Raw genomic sequence first — 22,649 nt, 5'->3', positions numbered from 1 at the left:
TTTACGACCTTCGTACTTCGTAAAAGCATAAGCACCCTTGTCTGAGCTATTAAACTTTAATTACCCGCCGGAGCCCGCTGTGGACCGGGTAACGTTGTTTGCCGATGTTATCCTGCCCCTGCCTCTGCCAAAGCTATACACCTACCGCATCCCCTTCGAGATGAACGACGAGGTGCTGGTAGGGGCGCGTGTAATAGTGCAGTTTGGCGGGAAAAGGGTGCTGAGCTGCATTGTTGCCGACATCCATGAAAACGCTCCGGCAGAGTACCAGGCCAAGTACATCCTGGACGTGCTGGACGACACGCCTATCGTAACGGCCCCACAGCTAAAGCTTTTCAAGTGGATGGCGGATTACTACATGTGCACCCTGGGCGAGGTGATCAATGCGGCCCTGCCTTCTGCCTTAAAGCTCAGCAGCGAATCGCGGATACAACTGCACCCCCAGTATAACCCCGAGGAGGATAAGATTCCGTTATCTGCTCAGGAGGAGAAGATCATCTTTGCCCTGCAGAACAACCAGGCCCTGACCTTTACAGAGGTAGGCACCCTGTTGCAGGCCAAAAGCTATCATAAGTTCATTAAGTCTCTCATCCAAAAGGAGGCCATCATCATCTTTGAGCAGGTGAGCGATAAATTCTCCCCGAAGGTGGTCAAGAAGGTCCGCCTGTCGGAGCACTTCGTGCAGGAAGAGGGCATGCTGGAGGAGCTGTTTAACCAACTGGCCCCACAGCCTAAGCAACTGGACGTGCTGCTGAATTACCTGCAAAAGGTACCGGTGCACCAGGACCTGCACCTGAACTACAAAGGGCTTGAGAAAAGCGTCCTCACCAGTAATCCGCACCTGTCGGCCTCATCCATCAACACGCTTATTAAAAAAGGTGTGCTGGAGCAGTTCGACCAGGTGGTGTCACGCTTCCCGGTAGACCATGAGCCCAGGCAGCTGCCCATGGCCTTGTCGGAGCACCAGCTGCAGGCAAAGGATGAGATTCTGGGCTTGTTCAAAGAAAAGGAGATCGTACTGCTGCACGGCGTGACGGGGAGCGGCAAAACAGAAGTATACATCGACCTGATCAAGCACGCCCTCGAGAGCGGCGGACAGGTGCTGTACCTACTGCCCGAGATTGCCCTGACTGCCCAGATCGTGACGCGCCTGATGAAAGTGTTTGGCGATAAGCTGGGGGTGTACCACTCCAAGTTTTCAGACAACGAGCGGGCCGAAGTGTGGCAGGGAATCCTCTCGGGTCGCTTTCAGGTGGTGATTGGCGTGCGTTCCTCAATTTTCCTGCCCTTCCACGACCTGTCGCTGGTGATCATCGACGAGGAGCACGAGGCCAGTTACAAGCAGTACGACCCGGCCCCGCGCTACAATGCCCGCGAAACGGCATTGGTGATGGCAAACCTACAGGGGGCTAAAACCTTGCTTGGCTCCGCTACCCCGTCCATCGAAAGTTACTATAACTGCAAGACCGGTCGCTGGGGACTGGTTAGCATGACCAAGCGTTTCGGGGAGGCCCAGCTGCCGGACATAGAACTCGTGAATACCCGCGATGAGCAGAGGCGCAAAGCTATGCACAGTCATTTCTCGGGTCAGTTACTGACGGCTATTGAGGAACGGTTACAGCGTGAGGAACAGGTGATCCTGTTCCAGAACCGCCGGGGCTATGCCCCTTTTATCAGCTGCGATGAGTGTTCCTGGATCCCCAAGTGCAAGCACTGTGCGGTGAGTCTCTCCTACCATAAGTTCAACAATGAGCTTCGCTGCCACTACTGCGGGTACCATGAGCGCATGCCCCATGATTGCCCGGCCTGTGGCGCCACTACTTTAAAGAGCATGGGCTTCGGCACAGAGAAGGTAGAGGATGAGCTAAAGCTGATGCTGCCCAATGCCGAGGTACAGCGGATGGACCTGGACACGACGAAGAAAAAGAACAGCTACCAACAGATTATTGCGGATTTTGAGACCGGCCGCACGAACGTGCTGGTGGGTACACAAATGGTGACCAAAGGGCTGGACTTTGAGAACGTGAGCCTGGTGGGAATCCTGAACGCCGATACCATTATCAATTTCCCGGACTTCCGGGCACATGAGCGGGCCTATCAGCTGTTTGTACAGGTAAGCGGACGGGCGGGCCGGAAAGGCAAGCCTGGGTCTGTGATCATTCAAACACGCGACCCACTACAGCCGATCTTCCGGAAGGTGCGCAATAATGATTACCAAAGCCTGTACGAGCACGAGATAGAGGAACGGATGCGCTTTGGCTATCCCCCTTTTATGCGCATGATCCGGGTAACGGTGAAGCACGCGGACGAACAAGTTTCGGAGAATGCCGCCATCGTTTTGGCAAAAGATTTAACCGACAGGTTAGGCAAGCAGCAGGTACTGGGACCGGAAGTTCCTTATATCTTCAAGATCCGTAACCTGTTCCTGCAAGAGATTCACATCAAGCTGCCCCGCGAAAACACAAACCTGAAGGCTGCCAAAGCGCAATTAGCCCAGGCCATTTTTAACCTGAAGCTGTTGCCTGACTTTAAAGGAGTGAAGGTAGTGGCAGATGTAGATCCGGTATAAGGAAGGCTTAGCGCATTAATCTCTACTTAGCGGTGAGACAAGCTTCCTTGTTTGTCATCCGGTGAATATCCTTGCCTTTCTACGGTCCTTCGTAAAGGCAAAGTGCCCTCTAACTCAGCCCTGCTTCTTTCAGCCAGCCGCGCAGGGTCGTGAGGTCTTGCTGCATGGCTGCAATCACGTTGCCGCCAGGAATAGTTAGTTTTTTCGCTCCGTTCTCAGCCCCACCCAGCGGGTACTCCAAATGAAGTGAGATAGGGCCCTGTACCTTATACGCCTTTATCAAAGAGAAGAACCTCTGAAAGTCAACCATCCCCTCTCCCAAGGGAACAGACTGCACCTCCAATTTCCCATCTTTTTTGACCCACATAAAGTCTTTCAAATCAATGGTCCGGATGTAGGGGTGGATCAGTTTGAAGCCCAAAGGCCATGAATATCCTCCCTCTGCTGTGGCGTGTTTTATATCGTACTGGCTGCCCAAATGCTGCGGGTCCAGCCCTTGCAATAGCTCCCAGAGGTCCCATACCGGGGCCCCTACATCTGTGCCTGTATGATTCTGGTAACCTCCATGGATACCGTATTTTTTATTGAGGGTTGCCAGGTCCCGAAACTGGGCCTTGTACCTTTCAAGGTTTTCCTGTATGCTTAAACTGTCCTGATAAGGGAGCCAGCCCATGCGGTAATACTTGACGCCCTGCTGGCTAGCTGTTTTAAGAACTCTTTCCGCATAAGGCTGCGGTGCATGGGTAATATCGGTCGTGATCATGGGAACGGTCAGGCCGGCTTTTTGCGCTGCTGCCACTGCTTTAGGTAAATCCTCCGCCACGCGTTCCGGCAGCACGTGCCCGTTGGGTCTTACGGTTAAGTCAATCCCATCAAAACCTATCCGGGCAGCGGTTTCGGCCATTTCATCATAGCCTAACCAATGCAGCTGCTTGGAGAAGATACAGATAGGCCTCGCTGCTGCTTTAGCCTCCGGCATCAAACCAGCTCCTTTCTCTGCTGTGTCTTTCCCGACTGCCCTGCTCCCCACTAAGGCAATTCCTGCTGCGGCAAGCGCTGCCTTCGTAAGGAAGTCTCTTCTACTTGAATTGGGGCTGAATTTTCTCATGCCTTATTTATTTACATCAAACCTACTTCCATGCGCAAGCTTTGGCTCTCCTTCAAAGGAACCATTCCCTTTAACAGCAAGGCCCTACAACCTGCCTGGCATCACCTGAAAATAAATTTTATATTTTTTTAAAGCAACAGCAACTTCCTGTAAACCAAGCCGTATAAACTAATACCTTTGGCTAAAAGTTGAGAACCTGAAAGTCTGATTGCTCAGAAGGGGCAGTATAGACTTTCAGGTTTTTTCTTTCCCCTTGCTAGTCTCCTTTCCGGAGCAGATACATGTACAGGACTCCCCATATCAGGAACATCACCAACAGAAAGACATCTAGCAGGTTATACTCTCCTGTGTAGATCTCATAAGCATTTAAGCCCGCCAGAAAAAAGCAGGCCACCACAAGTATAATCCGGAATATGCGACGATTTTGCATGAGAAGGTTTATAATTTCGTTGATCTAAAGATATTTTATGCTTGTACTCTGGCACAGGAAGCAAAGGTTCAGAGCCCTAACCTCGTGATAAGGGCTAAAAGAGGCAACCTTCCCTCCTACTGTATCACAACATATACAAGAGCACCCAGGCAGTAATAACAGCTGTCGCCACCAGATTCAGGACAAGGCCTGTGCGTACCATCTGACTAATGGGGACCTGTTTACTGCCGTAGACAATGGCGTTGGGTGGTGTGGCCACAGGCAACATGAAGGCCATACTACACGCCACCACCACTCCGAGCACAGGGTAAAGCAAAGGTAGATTCAGTCCATCCAGCACCCCAATGATAATGGGCACAAAAGTGATGGCAATAGCCGTGTTAGAGCTAATTTCGGTTAGCATCAGCACCAGAAACACTAACAGAAGCACCAGCAGGGCCCGCTGCGCAGGATCCACAAAAGTCGTAATGCTACGCCCAATTACATCGGCCAGGCCGGAACTTACCACTAACTGCCCCAGTGCCATGCCACCTCCAAACAACAGAATGGTGTCCCAGTCAATTTTTACCAAATCTTCGGCTACCAGGGTTCCGTTTCCCTCGTTCTCGTGCCCTGCAGGGATGAGAAACAAGAGCAGGGCCGCCAGCAGGGCTACCGTACTCTCTGCGAAAAAAGTATCCATAAAAGCATAGGCAGCCTGCATTCCCAACAGGTTAAACACGCCCGGTGCTAACCAGAGTGTAACAGCCAGGATGAATACCCCCATGGTGACCAGTTCGCCTTTCCGTAACTTCTTTCGCTGTTGCAGGTGTTTTGCCACATAGGCCTGTACTACCTGTTTACTGTAGGCCGACTTGCCCAGACAATAGCGCATGTACAGCAACAGAAAGCCATACATGCTCAAAGAGATGGGCAAGGCCAGAAACATCCACTGCAGAAAGTCGATTTCGATGCCCTGCTGCGCCAGGTAGTTCACCCCGATCAGGTTAGGCGGTGATCCGATAATGGTACTGATGCCCCCAATAGAGGCGCTGTAGGCAATACCAAGCAGGAAATAAACCGCTGCCCCCTCCCCCTCTTCCGGCTGACTGACCAGTTGTGTGACGCCCAAAGTTAAGGGTAAGAGCATCGCCACCGTCACAGAGTTGCTTACCCACATCGAGAGCAGGAAAGAAATAAAAGAGAACCCAAGGAACAGGCGAAACAGGCTTTGCTGAAAGAAGGACCGGGAGAGTATAAACAGGGCAATGCGCTTGTCAAGGCCGTGCCGTGTCATAGACCGGGCCAGCAAAAAGCTCCCGATAAAGAGCAGGATGATGGGATGCCCCAGGTTCAGAAAGGCTGTCTCTATCTCGGCAATACCCAGCACCACGGCCGCTAACACACCCAGAAAAGCCGTCATGGAGAGCGGGATCACCTCCGTCATCCAGAACACGAGGCAGAAGACCATGATGGCAGCTACCAAACGGGCCTCGTAGTCTAGCATCGGCGTCAGGAGCCACACCAGCAAGGCCAGTAAGGGAGCCAGTAACAGTCCCGTGTTTCTACGAGTCAGGTGCATGGTTCTTCAGGGTAGTTTAGAATATTTACATGACAATATAGGGATACTTACGCTAAAAGAGGCTCTGTCACCATGGTTCTTCCATAAAAAGCTAGTCCCTACGCCTGCTCAGGTGTAGGGACCAATTACTATCTTGTGATGCTATTTTTCAAATGGATTAATCAGACAAACCTAACCTATTTGATTAGTGGTTATTTAGCGGTTCTACGCTCTCTTCTGAAAATCCCATCGTAATTGCTGCCCATGTAGGCACCCCATTTAATCTCTTTTTGAGCCTTGTAAGGAGTTTTAAGGTAGAAGACCCGCAGGTTGCTGGGTAGGTCTATGTCGTTGAGTTTCCCGTTCAGTTCTATGGTAGTGGTCACCACTTCCAGTTTACCGTCCCCGTCGGCATCTCCTATCCAGGGAGTGCTGGCCACATTGGTGCCGAACAGGGTATCCCCTACCTGGTATTTTGTTTTGTGATGAAAGTCAAAGACTGTTAATTGGCTAATATGGCTCTTGTTGTAACTGTAAGGGTCCAGGCGCACCAAACTGTTGACATTCATCAATACCTCATCGTACCCATCGTTATCAAGGTCGGCCACGACAGGTGAGGCATATGCAAAAGCCCCTGCCGTGTCGGTAGCCAGCACGTTCCCTGTTTTACCGTCAATCATGCGCTGCGTAGACCGCTTGATCATGGGCCACATGCCTATGCTATAATTGGTGAATACGTCCGGCACCTCATCACCGTTAAAGTAGCCAATAGCCGGGCTGGAATATATTTCTGTATCGGGCAAGGTAACACTCCATAGCTGCTCGTTAGTGGCACCGTTTATGGCTATCGTACGCCCGTCTACCACGTTCACGACCACATCCAGCACCCCATCTCCCGTTAGCTCTACCAGTGCGGGCGGGGCAATAAAGCCTTTTCGTTCACTTGTCGCCAGCACGGTTGCCCCGGACAAATCTCCCTTTAGCACATCCTCCAGGTTTACCCGGTAGAGGTTGCCACCAATTGTCTCGCCACCCGTACCGAAAACAACTTCCTCGGCGCCATCTTCCTGAAAGCGCACGCGCACTACGGAGAAGTACGTTTCCTTTCCATCGGGCATCGGAACCTGTGTCAGGGTTTTACCGCTTTCGCCGCTGATCACCATCAGCTTTCCGGCCGGCCTGTCAGGGTCGTAGGCTTTGATCGTGTAGTCCCCCCCGTTAGAGATCAGGATATCCTCTATTCCGTCTTGGTCCTGATCCGGCACAAGTACCGGGTTATAGAAGTTGTAAATACCCGAATCGGCTGGGTTTACCGTCTGGTCATAAGGGAAAAACCTCCAGAGCACTTCACCACTTGCCCCGTTTATAGCCATTAACTCCGCCGTACGTCCGCCAATAAACACGTCCGGCACACCGTCCCCCGTTACATCATTAAAAAGTGCTGAGCCCACTACCTGGTTTCGGCCAGATGCAGACCACAACAAGTCCCCTGTCGCACCGTCCATGGCTAGTACCGCCGTATCGCTTGGGGAATTCTCGGCACCGCCTGCGCCCATCACCACGTCTAGCACCCCATCCTCGTTCAGGTCTACCATTCGGGGGGAGGAACCAGTGCCAATGCCCTGGTAATGCACCATCCAACTGTCTGGCCGGGAATTACTGAGGATGATATACAGGGTGGCAGCAAGAGTAAAAAACAGAGCGATTCCTATCCACAGGGCTTGGTTTCGCTTTCGTTTTGTTTCCGGTGTATCGGGCGTGACAAGGGGCATAGTTTAAACGCTTTGTAGCTTCTGTCTTTCAGACAACACAAACTATAAAAAGTTTAAACACAGAACAAGCAACCGAAAGACTTTCAGGTGGATTCACCCAAATAACCCTACAGCGCGAATAAACAAGGGACACACTTCGCTAAGAAGCAGTAGCAGCATCAGGTAATTTTAGGTAGCGCTCTCGGATGACCTTCTGATGGTGCACTTCGTGGCCGAGGATGATGTAGCCAAGGGCACGTACGCTTACCTCCAACCCACTGGCAGTTCCTTTCTGCTGTAGTGCTTCCACATCAAAACTCTTGAAAAGTTCGATGGTGGCCGTTCGTACGGCGGTGTATTCAGCAAGGATGGCGCTGATGTCTCTGGCATCAGCTTTAGAGGGTGCCACGTAGGCGTTCTCATCGAAGCCTGGCAGCTCGGTCTTGTCTTGCCGGGCAAAGCGCAAGGCACGATAAGCGAAGATGCGTTCCGCGTCCATGAGGTGCACCAGCAGTTCTTTTACACTCCACTTGCCCGGAGCATAGCGGTACAGCAACTGCTCTTCCGTCAGGCCCTGGATCATGCCCGTAATAAAGACATAACTCGCCGTCAGTCCTTCGATCAAGTCATCGGCCTTTGCCTGCGCTACATAACTGCTCAGGAAACCGCTGTACTCTTCCGGCGTTGGGTAGGTAATGATAAGAGGGGTTTGCATGTTGAATATCAGTAACAGTGGATGGGGCACAAGGTACAACATTTACCTTGTAAGCGGCAGGGCCTTTAAAAGCAAAAGCCCCTCGGACAGTACAGGCCGAGGGGCTTTTCAGAAGGCTAGCGGGACTATTGCCCTACCAGGAAAACAGCGTTTCCAAACAGGAGTTTACCACCCTGCCAGAAACCGCGGAACAGGGGGTTGTCAGCCAGGTACACGACCTGCCCGCGCCCCATGTCCTGCGTACCCAGGATCAGGGCATCCTGCAGCTTTTTCTTCGCATTGCTTCCTACGTAGCCGGTAGCATAGTTGTCCTTTTTCAGCACGCCCACGTTCCAGCCGTCTTTCAGGTAGTTAAAAGTGTCGGCAGAGCGCACCAGGGCAAAGTAGGTATCGTCGTAGCCAAAAGCCAATGGATGCGTTTTATCGAGGTCTACCCGGTAAATGCTTCCCTGTACTTCGCTGCTCAGGGCCTCGCGCTCGCGGTTCCCGTACACCTGCAGGCTCTCGTAAGGATCTTCTTGCTTAGCCTTCTCTTTCTCCTGCTCTTCGTCGTTGTTGCCGTCTTTCTTCTTTAGGTTAAATCCTTTCTTACCTGCCAGATAAGCCGCGGCACCTTCCATGGCGATCAGCTTGCCGCCTGCTTTCACCCAGTTTTGCACGTTTTCAAGTGTCTTTTCGTCCAGCACCTTGCCGTAAGAGCCTGTCGGCAGGATGAGCACATCGAATTCGTTTAGTGGCACATTACTGAAATAAGAAGTGTTTAGCACGGTGATAGGGTAACCGATCTGCTGCTCAAAGTAATGCCACACTTCCCCGAAGCCATACGGCGAAATTCCTTCTCCGGATAGCACAGCCACTTTCGGCATTTTAAGGCTTCGCACGCTGCCAGAGCCAAAATCAGCCCCACTGCCCACAAAACCAGTAGCCGTAGTGTGTAGCTGTACCTGGTGTTTCTGTGCCAGCTCCCGCACTTTTTGATCAAAGGCTTCACCCAGGCGCTCGTTGCTTGTGCGCGTCAGAATCAGGGTACCCGGGGCATAAGCTTCCCCGTTCATGGTAAAGGCTTTCTCTGCCATGCGCACCTTTACGTTCTGCTGCATCAGGTCTGTCATAAACTTCAGGTCCTGCAGGTCATCCCAGCGGGCCAGGTAGGCATAAGGGCGCTCTGCCAAAGTAGTTTCTTTAACAGATGCCACAGGCTTTGCTGCCGAAGCTTCCAGCCGGTTGTTTAGCGCAAAAGCCTGCAAACCGTAGGCATAAGGCAGCGACCAGGACGTAATGTCATATGTCAGGGAATCTTCCAGCACGGCGTTTGGCTCAAACAGCACTTTTACCAAAGTTGACTTAGGCTGGTACATGCTGATCACCACGTCATTCTCCCCAATCTTTACGCGCTCCTCTTTGCCGGTGCTATAATTGTAGCCTTTGGTCGTACTGCTTTTCCCGGCGTAGCCATACTGTATCCCCTGGCGGTCCAGGTAGTCTGTAAGGGCCGCGAGGTTGCCTGCGTCTCTCGCATCGGCTTTTATCACGAAGGCCTTGTACTTGCCCGAAGGATTGTTCACGTTGTTGGCATAGTACTTTCGGAACTCCTGCTTTAGCTGCTCTGCTTTTTCAGAAGTGGCTTGCAGTGTTGCCTTGCTCGCGGCCACGTGATGCGCGATCCGGTCGGTTAAGGTCAGAGTATCTCCGTCTTCTTTTTTATAGGCCAGACCTGCGCGCCCGGATCCTCCCTGCTCATAAGTCATCCCGATGGCACCGTTATAGGTAGGCCAGGTATCGCCGTAGCTGGGGTAGAACAAGTCGAAGTTCTCGCGGGTAAAGTACAGCCAGTTGTTTTTATCAAAGTACTGGCGGTTATAGTCGCCGATCGTGTTCTGGAACTGGCGCTGCCAAGGGGTAATGCTCTCATGGAAAGGTTTGGCGGCCGGTGAGAAGTAGTAAGGCGACTCTGGCCCCATCTCATGGAAGTCAGCATGTACCTGTGGCAGCCAACTGTTATACTCAGCCAGTCGCTGCTTCGACTCTACCTGCGTTTGCCAGGCCCAGTCGCGGTTCAGGTCAAAGTAGTAATGGTTGGGTCTGCCACCCGGCCAGGGCTCGTAATGTTCCCAGGCATACGGCGAGGCGTTGCCCCCGCGGTTAGAGGCTTGCTTGTACCACTGCACATAACGCTCGCGCCCATCCGGGTTCACCATCGGGTCCAGCACCACCACCGTGTTCTTCAGCCATTCTTTGCTCTGCGGGTTGTTTGGGTCCACAAGGTCATACAGGACCTGCATCACGGCCTCAGAACTTACCGACTCGTTACCATGAATGTTATAGCTAAGCCAGGCAATGGCCGGCTGCTCGCCCTGTACCTCCCCTTTCAGTAGCCCTGCTTGTCGCAGGTTATTCTCGCGGATTTGCCCAAGGCGCTGCAGGTTCTCATCAGAAGCCACAAAGGCCAGGGTAAGTGGGCGCCCTTCGTAGGTCTGCCCATACTCCTTTAGTTTTATGCGGTTGGGAGACTGCTTTGCCAGGTAGTGCACATAGTCCAGAATACGGTTCTGGGTCGTGAACTGCTCCCCTAATTCGTAACCCAGGAACTGCGCGGGTGTCTGCAGGTTTTGTGCCAGGGCTCCCTGCACGCACAGCAGTACTAATATCAAAGCGAGGTTTCGCTTTAACAGGTGTATCATGTTTTTCTGTTTGGTTATGTTTTTGAGTTGGAATAAAGTACAATCTGAGGAAAAATACCGGATAAGACAAATCTGTCGCTTTTTGGCAGGGAGGTACGGCAAGCGAGGATATTTAATTTAGTGTTGCCACAACTATTTAATTGCAAGAGCTACAGCTATTGTTAGATTTGCTTTAAAAGTACGTACTTTTGCCGCCGCCTTTAACGTCAAGCAACGATCATGAGGATAGGAGGACTAGTCGCAGGAGTGGTGGTACTGTTCTTGTAGTGAGATGACGTGTTACGGCACTGCAGCGAGCGAACTACCCTGAACCTGCTTTGCAGCCCGTTTTAGCAGAAACTAAATTAACTAAACTTTCACTCAGACCCGGGGCTTTGCTCCGGGTTTTGTTTTTGGGGAACTATAGCCAAGGCTTTTGACTTCGTATGCAAGGTATGGAACAGTTAGTTAACAAGGCTCCACAGTCTGTCTTGAGCAGAGTCGGAATACTACTCGCTTTTCTGTTAATCTGTTTGTTTGTGAATGGCGGCCTTGCCCAGGTAGCACAGGATAAACAAATGGAGGTGTTTATAACATCGAACGGGGTGCACACCGAAATAGTGGTTCCCGTAGTTAGCCCTTATGTAGATTGGCGTGAAAGAATTCCCTTCGATCATTTTTCGAACGTTGACAGCAGTTTCCAGTACATTTCTTTTGGCTGGGGCGACCGTCGCTTTTTCATGGAAACCCCAGAGTGGAAAGACCTGAAGCCCGGCACCGCTCTTTTGGCTGCCTTCTGGCCTACCCCTACCGCCATGCACGTAGAGTACATTCAGAAACGGCTTAGGCCCACTAAGCAGCAGCAACAGGTTTTCCTGTCGCCCCGCCAGTACCAGCAACTGGTAGATTATATTGATGCCTCCTTTTATCAAGAAAAAGGTGTGTACCAGCACATTCCCGGCTCTGGCTATACGGGGCAGGACACCTTCTATGAGGCGAATGGGAAGTACCATGTGTTAAAGAACTGCAACGACTGGGTAAACAAAGGCTTGAAGGCGATGGGGATTAAACCGGCCTTTTGGGCACCACTGCCCTTTGCCGTACTCGGGCGCCTCCGCTAAAATGAAAAAAGCCCGTATACTTACCGGGCCTTTTCCTATCGATACTAAACACAAAATTCTTATTTCATAGGCACTTCTATCAGCAGCAACTCTGCATCAGAAGAGGCTTTTACAGAAAAGCTTTCTGTCTCAGAGATGCCCATGCCGTCACGCTTGCGCAACTTTTCACCGCCTAACTCCACGTCTCCGTCTATTACGAAAGCGTATACGCCGTGGCCTGCCTTATGCAGTTTATACTCCTCCGCAAAGCCGCTCTTCAGTGTGCCCAACGTAAACCAGGCATCCTGGTTGATCCAGACAGCCTCATCGTTCTTGTCCGGCGACACGACCGTTTGCAGTTTGTTCTGGCGGTCCTCAGGCTTAAAGGTCTTTTGCTCGTAGCGAGGTGCAATGTCTCTCAGTTTAGGAAACACCCAGATCTGCAAAAAGTTTACTTTTTCAGTTGTAGAGTGGTTGTATTCCGAGTGCGTCAGCCCCATGCCAGCGGACATAATCTGTACGTCATTGGTATGGATCACCTCGCGGTTACCCGTGCTGTCTTTATGCTCCAGTGCACCAGAAAGCGGGATAGAGATGATCTCCATATTATCGTGGGCGTGCGTCCCGAAGCCCATTCCCGGTGCCACCACATCATCATTCAGTACCCGCAGCAAACCAAAACCCATGCGCTCAGGATTTAGATAGTGGGCAAAGCTAAAGGTATGGTGCGTGTCCAGCCAACCGTGGTTGGCATGTCCTCTTGTGTCGGCTCTGTGTATTACTTTCTTGCTCATGTATACTGTTACTTTTGCTGCCACCTCCCCTTAAAAACAAGTTCTTCCAGGGGCTTCCGCTGGCGCGGCGCCAGTTCCCGCTGCTTCAGGTTCTCGGGTAATTCGTCGGGGTCCCCCAGGTAGCCGACGGCTCCCATCGAAACAGGCTCAAACCCTTCTGCTATTCCTAGCAGGGTGCGGGCCTTTTCAGCATCAAAACCACCCATCAGGTGCACGTGCAGGTCCAGTTCAGTTGCCTGCAGCAGTAAGTTGGCGGTAGCCATCCCTACATCATGCCAGGCATGCTTGTTGGGTTTGCCGTTCAGGTCATACTCCTTTTTAGCAACACTTAAAAAAAGAACCGGTGCCTTTTTGGCCCATACCTGGTTCGACTCCGCCAGGCAGCTTAACAAGCGCTCATACGCCTCTTTGTCTTCTTGTGTGGCATAGATAAACCGCCAGGGCTGCTCATTCATAGCAGAGGGAGCCCAGCGCGCTGCTTCAAACAAGGCCTTTAACTTATTTGCTGCTATGGGTTTGTCAGCAAATGCCCTTGGGCTTCTGCGTTTTTCTATGAGAGTATGTGGTGTGATGCTATTTTCTGTTGTTGCCATTGCTATACTTGTTTTCTGACGCTGCTTACTGTACTATTTCTTCTTTTAACTCCTGAGAGGGGATTGTGTTGCGGTCGCAATTTATTGTATATACATTTAATGTACAAACATATTACAAGAACATGTATCTTTGTCCTATGCAGTACGTGCTGCGCCTGCTTACTACTGCAATAAATTAAGTTGGGATGGTGGACTTATATTAACATCTAGCTATATTGAGACTTTCACGCGGCCACAGTCATCTACCTGGCCATTTTTCATGTCACGCTTAAAAATGAAATACTCCCCCATGGGTGTTTATCGGGCTTCCTCAAATGAAAACCTTTTTGGCACATCCCCAAAAGTCGCAACTGCACTTCAGGAAGCCCTAACCAACACCAACATCTACCCTGATCCGGATGCTGGCCCGCTGCGGCTGGCGATCGCTCAAAAGCTGGGGGTCCTGCCCGTGCAGGTGGTGGTGGGCAGCGGGTCTGCTGAGCTGATATCCTTGTTGCTTCGGGCTTTCTGCTTGCCGTATCCCGGAAAGGCAATTGCTCTGTCCGCCTCTCCTACTTACCCCTTGTATCAGATGGAGGCAGAGGCACTGAGAGTTTCTTATGAAGCGGCACCGCTTAACAGCAGCTATGAGTTCGACTTGCAAGGCCTGTTAGCAAAAATCTCCCCTTCCACCCGCTTACTGTTTATCTCTAACCCAAACAACCCTACTGGCAGCTACCTTAGCCGCTCTCAGTTGGAGTTTCTGATACAGGCGGTCCCCCCCCACGTGGTGTTGGTGCTGGATGAAGCGTACCAAGAGTTCGCGACGGCACCGGATTATGCTAGCGCGCAGGAGTACATGCCGCAACGGGACAACCTGGTAATCCTGCGGACTTTTTCCAAGGCCTATGGGCTAGCCTCTCTCCGGGTTGGGTACATGGTGGCTCAGGAAAGCCTGCTGCAGAAGGTGTGTGCCGTAAAGCAGCCATACAACGTGAACCAGCTGGCACAGGTCGCCGCTCTGGCCGCCCTGGCGGATGAAGACCACTTACAATATACCTTGCAGCAAACAGCTGCCGGCAAGGTGCACCTGCAACAAATATTAGATGAAGAAGGCGTACAGTGGTGGCCATCGCAGGGTAACTTTTTGCTGGCAGATGCCGGTGTCCCCGCTGCCCCGGTCATCCAGCATCTTCTCCGAAACGGGGTGCAGGTGCGCGAAACGAAAAGCGCTTTTGCGTTCAGGATCACGATCGGGAAGAAAGCGCAACAAGAGCACTTGCACGGGTTGTTCGGACAGGCTCTCTCCCCGGAGAATATCTGGCAGGATGGTGTTTTAGCTCAAATCCTAGAGACCGGCTACGCACTTGCCAAGAAGGAACCCCAGGTAATTCATGATAAGATACAAGCACTTACGCAGGTGGTAAACCCGGAAGGCAGCGCATCAGAGCGGATTGCCCTGGCCTACCTGCGGGCTTTTAGTGCTTGCCTTGATTTGGACGGGAACCTGTATGCAGGGAACCTTTACAGTAACAGCAACCCCGGCGAGAGGGACATGATCTCAGCTTTCAATGTGTTAGTCAGGTCCACCCCGCTTGTAACTTTTGGGCATCAATTCGCTAACCTGGCCATTTTAGAGGCTGTGGCCGATGCCCGGGAGGTTCATGTTCTGGACCTTGGCATCGGGAGCGGACTGCAGTGGCTGCACTTTTTGGAAGTACTGGCCATGCGCCCCGGCACCGCACCCAGCATACGGATTACCGGTATCGACATCCCTGCCCCCGGGGGTGCCCCTGATCATAAGTTACAGTTGGCCGGCGAGATGCTGCAGCGGCATGCAGTTAGCTTAGGACTGCATCTCACCTACACCCCTATCCCAGCGAGGCTAGAAGAGATAAATCTGCAGGAGCTGGACTTCGCACCTACAGAAACGCTGGTAGTTAACTCCGCCCTCACGCTGCATCACCTACCGGATCAGCTCTTAACGCAGCCTGATTACCGGGACCGAATACTGCAACAGATCAGAGCACTGGAGCCAAAAGTGCTGACACTTACAGAGCCCGACTCAGAGCACAACCGGCTAAAGTTCCTACCACGCCTGCGCGAGTCGCTGCGGCACTACAGAACCGTCTTCGATGTACTGGATACCCTGCTGCCGCCGATGCTACCGGAGCGTCAGATCATAGAGCAGGAGTTCTTCGGAAGGGAAATTATCAATGTGGTCTCCTGTGAGGGCCATGCACGCGTAGAAAGGCACGAGCGCCAGGAGGCCTGGCAACAGCGCTTGATCAGAAATGGCTTTCTCCCGGCGCCTTTATTGCCGCTTCCTGAGGCACTGGCTGGCCTCCATGGGCTACATGCATCCTTTTCAGTTAAGGAGAACGGAGCAGGCTATTCCCTTTGTTGGAAAGAAACCGCTGTTGTAGCCGCCACGGCTTGGGTATAAGTCGTAGCCCAAACAATGCTGCGAGTTTTAGGCAGGCGGCAAGCAGAGGAGGCAGGAGCGGCAGGTTTTTTGCACCGTAAAGCAGGACAAAAGGGGAAGCACAAGCCCAGAAGAAGTATCTTTACTTAAAACAATTACCTCCTGGCTGTGTTAATCAAAAGGCACTAAATGTAACACGTATTTGTTTTATCCTAAAACAAGGACATATGATCACGGTATCTGAAAGCGCAAGAGCTTACATAAGCAATTTGATAGAGAAGGAACAAAAAGGCCCTGAAACGTTTGTTCGGGTAGGTGTAAAAACCGGGGGGTGCTCTGGCTTAGAGTACCTGCTAGAGTTTGATACTGCCAGAAAGGACGGCGATGAGGTGTTTGAAGACAATGGCATTACTGTTGTTGTAGAAAAGAAAGCCCTGCTATACCTGTTCGGAACAGAGTTGGATTACTCCAGTGGGTTAAATGGGAAAGGGTTGTTTTTTAATAACCCCAATGCCTCCAGAACATGCAGTTGTGGGGAAAGCTTTGCAGTATAACGATGTACTGTAAGTAGTTAGTATATATTAAGATATGGCAAATACAGTAGATAGCAACGAGATTATTAACGACTTCGCCACGAAAGAGTACGAGCATGGCTTCGTGACGGATATAGAGATGGACATAGCCCCTCCCGGGCTTAGTGAAGATACGATCCGGTTTATCTCTGCCAAAAAGGAGGAACCGGAGTGGCTACTGGAGTGGCGCCTGAAAGGATACAGAGCTTTCTTAAAGCAGGACCTCCCTGAATGGCAGAATTTTAAACTGCCTCCAATAGACTTCCAGGGAATATCCTATTATGCGGCACCTAAGAACAAGAAAAAGTATAACAGCCTGGACGAAGTGGACCCGGAACTGCTGGCAACGTTCGAGAAACTGGGCATTCCACTAAACGAACAGAAGGTGCTGGCAGGGGTGGCTGTGGATGCTGTGTTTGACAGTATCTCGGTGGCGACCACTTACAAAGAGAAGCTGAAAGAACTAGGCATTATTTTCTGCTCTTTTGGAGAGGCTGTACAGGAATATCCTGAACTGGTGAAGAAGTACCTGGGAACAGTGGTACCGCATTCTGATAATATTTTTGCGGCGCTGAACACAGCTGCTTTCTCTGACGGATCATTTGTGTACATCCCGAAAGGGGTACGTTGCCCGATGGAGCTTTCAACTTACTTCAGGATTAACACGCAGGGCACCGGCCAGTTTGAGCGTACCCTGATCATTGCCGATGAAGGCAGCTATGTGAGTTACCTGGAAGGCTGCACAGCGCCTATGCGCGACGAGAACCAGCTACACGCAGCAGTGGTGGAACTGATTGCCCTGGATAATGCAGAGATCAAGTATTCCACCGTGCAGAACTGGTACCCTGGCGATAAGGAAGGGAAAGGCGGGGTGTACAATTTTGTGACCAAGCGTGGGGCGTGCCGCGGGGCAAACTCCAAGATCTCCTGGACACAGGTAGAGACAGGTTCTTCCATCACCTGGAAATACCCAAGCGTAATTTTGCAGGGTGATAACTCCGTTGGCGAGTTTTACTCCGTGGCAGTTACACGCAACAAGCAGATTGCTGATACAGGAACCAAAATGTACCACCTGGGTCGCAACACCAAGAGCCGGATTATCTCGAAAGGTATCTCCGCCGGTCACAGCAACAACAGTTACCGTGGCTTGGTGCACGTGGGGGCCAAGGCAGACAATGCCCGTAACTTTACCCAGTGCGACTCTCTGCTGATTGGCAGCGAGTGCGGGGCGCATACTTTCCCATATATAGAAACAAAGAACAATACCGCCATGGTGGAGCACGAGGCAACCACCTCTAAAATCGGGGAAGACCAGATCTTCTACCTGAATCAGCGCGGCATAGACTCCGAGAAGGCAGTGGCCCTGATCGTGAACGGCTATGCGAAGGAAGTGCTGAATCAGCTCCCGATGGAATTCGCCGTGGAGGCACAAAAACTACTTTCCATCACCCTGGAAGGTAGTGTAGGTTAAACTTAAAAGAATAAAAGCATGCTGAGTATAAAGAATTTGCACGCAGACGTAGAAGACAAGAAGATCCTGAAAGGGATTGATTTAGAAGTAAAAGCCGGCGAGGTACATGCCATCATGGGCCCGAACGGCTCCGGTAAAAGTACCTTGTCTTCTGTATTGGCTGGGCGTGAAAATTACGTTGTAACGGAAGGGGAAGTACAGTTTGAAGGAAAAGACCTGCTGGACATGGCGCCTGAGGTGCGCGCCCGGGAAGGCCTTTTCCTGGCCTTTCAATACCCCGTGGAGATACCCGGTGTCTCAAACATCAACTTTCTGCGCACGGCGCTGAATGAGATCCGGGAATACAGAGGACTACCCGCCCTGGAGGCCAAGGAGTTCCTGAAGCTCACAAAAGAAAAACAGAAGCTGGTGGAGTTCGATGCCAAGCTCATCAACCGCTCCCTGAACGAGGGTTTCTCAGGCGGTGAGAAGAAGCGAAACGAAATCCTGCAGCTGGCCATGCTGGAGCCAAAACTCTCTATCCTGGACGAGACGGATTCCGGCCTGGACATTGATGCCCTGCGCATCGTGTCTAATGGTGTTAATAAGCTGCGTAGCGAGAACAATGCCTTTGTGATCATCACACACTACCAGCGCCTGTTAGAGTACATCGTGCCAGACTATGTGCACGTATTGTACGATGGCCGCATTGTGAAGTCAGGCACGAAAGAGCTGGCCCTGGAACTGGAGGAAAGAGGCTACGACTGGCTTAAAGAAACATACCCCGTAACCGAAAACGCACGATAAGAGACATGGCAAACCAGGTATCCATACCTTTATACCAAAAACTGCTGGATGGATTTGATGGTAAGTTTGCCATTGAACAGAAAGCAGAGCCCGACGCCCTGCGTCAGGCCAGACAAAAAGCTTTAGAGAATTTCCGAAAGTCCGGGTTTCCTACTACCCGGGTAGAGGACTGGAAATACACCAACGTTATTCCTTTCCTGAAGGAAGACTATGCCCTGCAGGACAAGGCGAAAGCAGGCGCTGCCTTGGCTCATGCAGTGGAAGCGGCCACCATAGAAGACTTAGACAGCTACAGAATAGTACTGCTGAATGGCCAGCTACAGGAAACTGCTACAGATGAGAAGCTTCCGGATTCGATCAGCATCCGCCCCATGGCAGAGGCCAAGCAGGAAGCAACCTTTCTGAATTACTTCGGCAAAGGCACGGATGTGGAGAAGCACCACTTTGCAGCCCTGAACACAGCCATGTTCACAGACGGGCTGCTGATAGAGGTAAAAGCAAATGCCAGTATAGACAAGCCCCTGCACATAATACATGCTTTTTCTTCTGAGAACAACTTGTTCGTGCAGCCAAGGCACCTGATCGTGCTGCACCGCAGTGCCGCTTTAAGCATTGTGGAATCTGTGGTAACAGACAGCAGTGCCGCGAAGATCTTTGTCAACAGCCTCACAGAAGTGGTGGTGGAAGAGAACGCAAACCTGAATCATTACACGCTTCAGACAGCGAAGAAGGGACTGCGTCAGCTACAGCACACGGAGGTAAACCAAAAGCGAGATAGCGTGTACAGCAACTATACCTTCTCCCTGCCTGAGGCGGAGCTGCTGCGCAATAACCTGCACGTGAACCTCGACGATGAGCACACCGAGAGCCACCTTTATGGCTTGTACCTGGGGGCTGACCAGCAACTCTTGGACAATCACACGTTCATGAACCACCAGAAGGCACACTGTGAAAGCAACGAGGTGTACAAAGGGGTACTGTTGGACAAGGCCGTCGGCGTATTCAACGGAAAGGTGTTTGTGCAGGTGGATGCACAAAAAACAAATGCCTTTCAGCAAAACAATAACCTGCTGCTAAGCCCCACGGCCACCATCAACTCCAAGCCCCAGCTGGAGATTTTTGCGGATGACGTGAAGTGTAGCCACGGCTCTACCATAGGCCAGTTAAGCCAGGAGGCCATGTTTTACCTGCAGTCCAGGGGCATTGGAGAAGACTCTGCCCGGGCCATGCTGGTAAGTGCCTTTGCGTTCGATGTGACGGAGAAGATCAAGATCCCGGAACTGGAGGCGCATATAAATAATCTGATAACCCATCATATTCCTGCTAATCAGGAATTGATAAAAGCGTAGCATAACATGAGTGGTAATTCATCTATTTCAACCGTCCGCAAACTGGACATTGAGAGGCTAAGGAGCGACTTTCCGATCCTGCAGACACAGGTGTACGGCAAGCCATTGGTGTACTTAGACAATGCTGCTACCACTCAAAAGCCGGCTTCTGTGATCAAGGCGATGGATGACTATTATACCGAGTACAATAGCAACATTCACCGTGGGGTACACTACCTGAGCCAAAAGGCGACCTCGGAGTATGAGCTAGTGCGCAAAAAGGTACAGGCCTTCATCAACGCCGAGCACCTGCACGAGGTGATCTTTACCAGAGGCACGACGGAAGGTATCAACTTGGTGGCTAATAGTTTTGGCCGCAAGTTCTTAAAGGCGGGGGACAGCATTATGATCTCCGCCATGGAGCATCACTCCAACATAGTGCCCTGGCAAATGGCCTGCGAAGACCGCGGGGCCAGGTTACAGGTCATCCCGATGAATAACAAGGGAGAATTGATGATGGATGCGTTTGAGCAGATGCTGGACGATACCGTAAAGCTTGTGTCCGTTACGTACATTTCAAACTCACTCGGTACAGTAAACCCTTTGAAGGAAATCATACAGGCAGCCCACCAAAAGGGCATACCGGTACTGGTAGACGCAGCGCAGGCCATACAGCACGTGCCGATAGACGTGCAGGAGTTGGACGCCGATTTCCTGGCTTTCTCCGGGCACAAGATGTACGGGCCGACAGGAATCGGGGTGCTGTACGGCAAGGAAGAGTGGCTGAACCAACTACCTCCTTACCAGGGTGGCGGCGACATGATCAAAAGCGTGTCCTTTGCCAAAACGACCTATAATGAGCTGCCCCTGAAGTTTGAAGCCGGCACGCCGAGCATAGCCGAGGGCATGGGCCTGGGAGCTGCGATCGACTACCTGGAGCATCTGGGCCTGCAAAGCATTGCTGAGACTGAGGGGCAGCTGTTCTCTTATGCCGTGGATGCCCTGCAGGAGATTGATGAGCTTCGCTTTATAGGGGAGGCTGACAACAGGGCGGCCTCCATTTCTTTCCTGGTAGGGGACACGCACCCTTTTGACGTAGGGGAGATACTGGACAAGCACGGAATAGCCGTCCGGACAGGGCACCATTGCACTGAGCCAATAATGCACTACTTTGGCATACCCGGCACTGTGCGGGCGTCCATCGCTTTTTATAACACCACAGAAGAAATAGACAAGCTGATAGCAGCCGTTAAAAAAGCCGTGATGCTATTGCGCTAAACAAGATACGAATGACAATAAACGAACGACAGGACCAGATAATAGAGGACTTTGAGCTGTTCGATGACTGGATGGACAAGTATGAGTACATCATACAGCTTGGCAAGGAGCTGCCCATCATAGACGACAAGTACAAAACGGAGGAAAACCTGATCAAAGGCTGCCAGTCCAAAGTGTGGCTGCATGCCGAGAAACAGGACGGCAAGTTGCATTTTACCGCCGACAGTGACGCCCTTATTACCAAAGGGTTGGTGAGCATGGTGATTCAGGTACTGTCAGGCCAGAAGCCAAAGGATATCGCAGAGGCTGATATTTACTTTATAGACAGAATCGGCTTGCAGAGCCACCTCTCTCCTACCCGGTCTAATGGGCTGCTGTCTATGCTAAAGCAGATCAAGTTATATGCCGTGGCTTACCAGGCGCAGTCCCTACAAAAATAAGCACAAACATGAACCCATCAGAAATAAGAGACAAGGTTGAGGATGTACTGCGCACGGTACATGACCCGGAAATACCGGTGAACATTTATGACCTCGGACTGGTGTATGAGATAAAAGTGGAAGAGGGGAAAAACGTACGCGTAACCATGACCTTGACAGCCCCTGCCTGCCCTGTGGCCGATGACATTATGTTTGAAGTGCAGCAGAAACTGGAGGCAATCGAGGGGGTAGCGGATGCGTATGTGATGCTTACCTTTGATCCGCCCTGGACGCGCGACATGATGAGCGAAGAAGCAAAGCTGGAACTAGGCTTTCTGTAATGCCCCCTTGTCTGTAGGGCCTTACCTCTCCCACTCCTCCAGCTAAAAAAAACATTTTAAGGTTGGCCAGTAGCCTCTGTTACTGGTCAACCAACTACTTTAAGCCGTACCCTCTGCGGCTTAAACAGTTTCTGGGGTTTCCTGGGCTAGCTGAATGTTAGCGATTAGCTTGATGTCCTCCCCAAGAACTAATCCTCCTGTTCTGGTTAAGGGATTGTACGTCAACCCGAATTCCCAGCGGCTAACCCGGCCAGATACTTCGAAGCCCGCTTTAACGTTCCCCTCCGGGTCTTCCGCGATCCCACCGAATTCAGCGTCCATTTCCACCGGCTTTGTAATTCCTTTTATAGTGAGCATGCCAAATAGGTGGTACCTGTTTTCACTCACCTTCTGAAAGGACGTTGACTGAAAGCTGATACGCGGGTGATGCGCCGCATCAAAAAACTCTGCAGAACGCAGGTGATTGTCCCGCACCTCCAGGTTGGTGTCGATACTGTTCACGTCCACGGAAAAGTGAATTTCGGCATTTTCAAAATCCGTGTCGTTCGCAGTTGCCCCACCCGTGAAGTTCTTAAACGTTCCAGACACGGTCGAAATAACCAGGTGCTTTACTTTGAACTGTACTTCTGAATGCATTGGGTCTACTACCCACTTTGTTATAGCCATAATTGTTTTGTTCTTTAAGTTAGAGATATGATGTGCTCCCCGGTAGGTACTGTTCCCCTACCCTTCCCTATATATTTAAAAGCAAATATTAGTCCGAATGACATAAACTGCCGCTATATGCCCC

At 51.4% G+C, this 22,649-nt stretch carries 19 protein-coding genes; 10 read left to right on the top strand and 9 right to left on the bottom strand.

Annotated features, from left to right (window positions below; translation table 11 throughout):
- Window positions 1-37 precede the first annotated feature (37 nt).
- A complete protein-coding gene (gene priA, locus CHB92_RS05815; RefSeq protein WP_089318248.1) occupies window positions 38-2,569 on the top strand; it encodes a replication restart helicase PriA in 2,532 nt (843 codons plus the stop codon).
- A gap of 109 nt (window positions 2,570-2,678) precedes the next feature.
- Here the strand turns inward: priA and CHB92_RS05810 are convergent, their stop codons facing one another.
- The 6 genes from CHB92_RS05810 to CHB92_RS05790 form a co-directional block, all read right to left on the bottom strand.
- Entirely contained in the window at window positions 2,679-3,677 is a 999-nt protein-coding gene (locus CHB92_RS05810) for a sugar phosphate isomerase/epimerase family protein (protein WP_089318247.1), read from the bottom strand.
- 256 nt (window positions 3,678-3,933) lie between these two features.
- The gene (locus tag CHB92_RS25740) at window positions 3,934-4,107 is read right to left on the bottom strand and encodes a hypothetical protein (RefSeq protein ID WP_179222966.1); all 174 of its coding nucleotides are present in this window, start codon (window positions 4,105-4,107) and stop codon (window positions 3,934-3,936) included.
- A gap of 124 nt (window positions 4,108-4,231) precedes the next feature.
- On the bottom strand, window positions 4,232-5,668 hold the full coding sequence (locus CHB92_RS05805) for an SLC13 family permease (protein WP_089318246.1): 1,437 nt from the start codon (window positions 5,666-5,668) through the stop codon (window positions 4,232-4,234).
- Window positions 5,669-5,859: 191 nt separating this feature from the next.
- Window positions 5,860-7,419, bottom strand: a complete 1,560-nt coding sequence (locus CHB92_RS05800; protein ID WP_089318245.1) for an outer membrane protein assembly factor BamB family protein — start codon at window positions 7,417-7,419, stop codon at window positions 5,860-5,862.
- A 139-nt stretch (window positions 7,420-7,558) separates the two neighbouring features.
- Window positions 7,559-8,113 (bottom strand): DinB family protein, encoded by a 555-nt coding sequence (locus tag CHB92_RS05795; RefSeq protein ID WP_089318430.1) that lies wholly within the window; start codon window positions 8,111-8,113, stop codon window positions 7,559-7,561.
- A 125-nt stretch (window positions 8,114-8,238) separates the two neighbouring features.
- Window positions 8,239-10,794 carry a M14 metallopeptidase family protein gene (locus CHB92_RS05790; RefSeq protein ID WP_089318244.1) on the bottom strand — a complete coding sequence of 852 codons (2,556 nt, stop codon included), beginning with the start codon at window positions 10,792-10,794 and terminating at the stop codon, window positions 8,239-8,241.
- Between the two features lie 434 nt (window positions 10,795-11,228).
- Between CHB92_RS05790 and CHB92_RS05785 the strand changes: the two genes are divergently transcribed.
- Window positions 11,229-11,894 carry a TIGR02117 family protein gene (locus tag CHB92_RS05785; RefSeq protein ID WP_179222965.1) on the top strand — a complete coding sequence of 222 codons (666 nt, stop codon included), beginning with the start codon at window positions 11,229-11,231 and terminating at the stop codon, window positions 11,892-11,894.
- A gap of 59 nt (window positions 11,895-11,953) precedes the next feature.
- Here CHB92_RS05785 and CHB92_RS05780 read toward each other — a convergent pair whose 3' ends face one another.
- The gene (locus tag CHB92_RS05780) at window positions 11,954-12,667 is read right to left on the bottom strand and encodes a pirin family protein (RefSeq protein ID WP_089318242.1); all 714 of its coding nucleotides are present in this window, start codon (window positions 12,665-12,667) and stop codon (window positions 11,954-11,956) included.
- 8 nt (window positions 12,668-12,675) lie between these two features.
- Complete coding sequence (locus tag CHB92_RS05775; RefSeq protein WP_089318241.1) at window positions 12,676-13,260, bottom strand: nitroreductase family protein; 585 nt, start codon at window positions 13,258-13,260, stop codon at window positions 12,676-12,678.
- A gap of 274 nt (window positions 13,261-13,534) precedes the next feature.
- Here CHB92_RS05775 and hisC point away from each other — a divergent pair, with 274 nt between their 5' ends.
- The 8 genes from hisC to CHB92_RS05735 all read left to right on the top strand — a co-directional run bounded on the left by hisC (window position 13,535) and on the right by CHB92_RS05735 (window position 21,859).
- Window positions 13,535-15,685 (top strand): histidinol-phosphate transaminase, encoded by a 2,151-nt coding sequence (gene hisC / locus CHB92_RS05770; protein ID WP_245842322.1) that lies wholly within the window; start codon window positions 13,535-13,537, stop codon window positions 15,683-15,685.
- Window positions 15,686-15,891: 206 nt separating this feature from the next.
- Window positions 15,892-16,218 carry a HesB/IscA family protein gene (locus tag CHB92_RS05765; protein WP_089318239.1) on the top strand — a complete coding sequence of 109 codons (327 nt, stop codon included), beginning with the start codon at window positions 15,892-15,894 and terminating at the stop codon, window positions 16,216-16,218.
- Window positions 16,219-16,252: 34 nt separating this feature from the next.
- A complete protein-coding gene (sufB, locus tag CHB92_RS05760; RefSeq protein WP_089318238.1) occupies window positions 16,253-17,707 on the top strand; it encodes a Fe-S cluster assembly protein SufB in 1,455 nt (484 codons plus the stop codon).
- A gap of 18 nt (window positions 17,708-17,725) precedes the next feature.
- Window positions 17,726-18,493, top strand: coding sequence for a Fe-S cluster assembly ATPase SufC (sufC, locus tag CHB92_RS05755; RefSeq protein WP_089318237.1), 768 nt, complete (start codon window positions 17,726-17,728; stop codon window positions 18,491-18,493).
- Window positions 18,494-18,498: 5 nt separating this feature from the next.
- Entirely contained in the window at window positions 18,499-19,842 is a 1,344-nt protein-coding gene (sufD, locus tag CHB92_RS05750; protein ID WP_089318236.1) for a Fe-S cluster assembly protein SufD, read from the top strand.
- Between the two features lie 6 nt (window positions 19,843-19,848).
- A complete protein-coding gene (locus CHB92_RS05745; RefSeq protein WP_089318235.1) occupies window positions 19,849-21,099 on the top strand; it encodes an aminotransferase class V-fold PLP-dependent enzyme in 1,251 nt (416 codons plus the stop codon).
- Between the two features lie 11 nt (window positions 21,100-21,110).
- Window positions 21,111-21,539 (top strand): SufE family protein, encoded by a 429-nt coding sequence (locus tag CHB92_RS05740; RefSeq protein WP_089318234.1) that lies wholly within the window; start codon window positions 21,111-21,113, stop codon window positions 21,537-21,539.
- A gap of 8 nt (window positions 21,540-21,547) precedes the next feature.
- Window positions 21,548-21,859: a metal-sulfur cluster assembly factor gene (locus tag CHB92_RS05735; RefSeq protein ID WP_089318233.1), complete on the top strand. Its 312-nt coding sequence runs from the start codon at window positions 21,548-21,550 to the stop codon at window positions 21,857-21,859.
- A gap of 120 nt (window positions 21,860-21,979) precedes the next feature.
- On the opposite strand, the gene CHB92_RS05730 is transcribed toward CHB92_RS05735, so the two are convergent.
- Window positions 21,980-22,525, bottom strand: a complete 546-nt coding sequence (locus CHB92_RS05730) for a YceI family protein (protein ID WP_089318232.1) — start codon at window positions 22,523-22,525, stop codon at window positions 21,980-21,982.
- Between the last annotated feature and the right edge of the window lie 124 nt (window positions 22,526-22,649).

Source organism: Pontibacter ummariensis (genome assembly GCF_900188175.1).
In the GTDB taxonomy this organism is placed as follows: domain Bacteria; phylum Bacteroidota; class Bacteroidia; order Cytophagales; family Hymenobacteraceae; genus Pontibacter; species Pontibacter ummariensis.
This window is presented reverse-complemented; position numbering and strand designations above follow the sequence as displayed.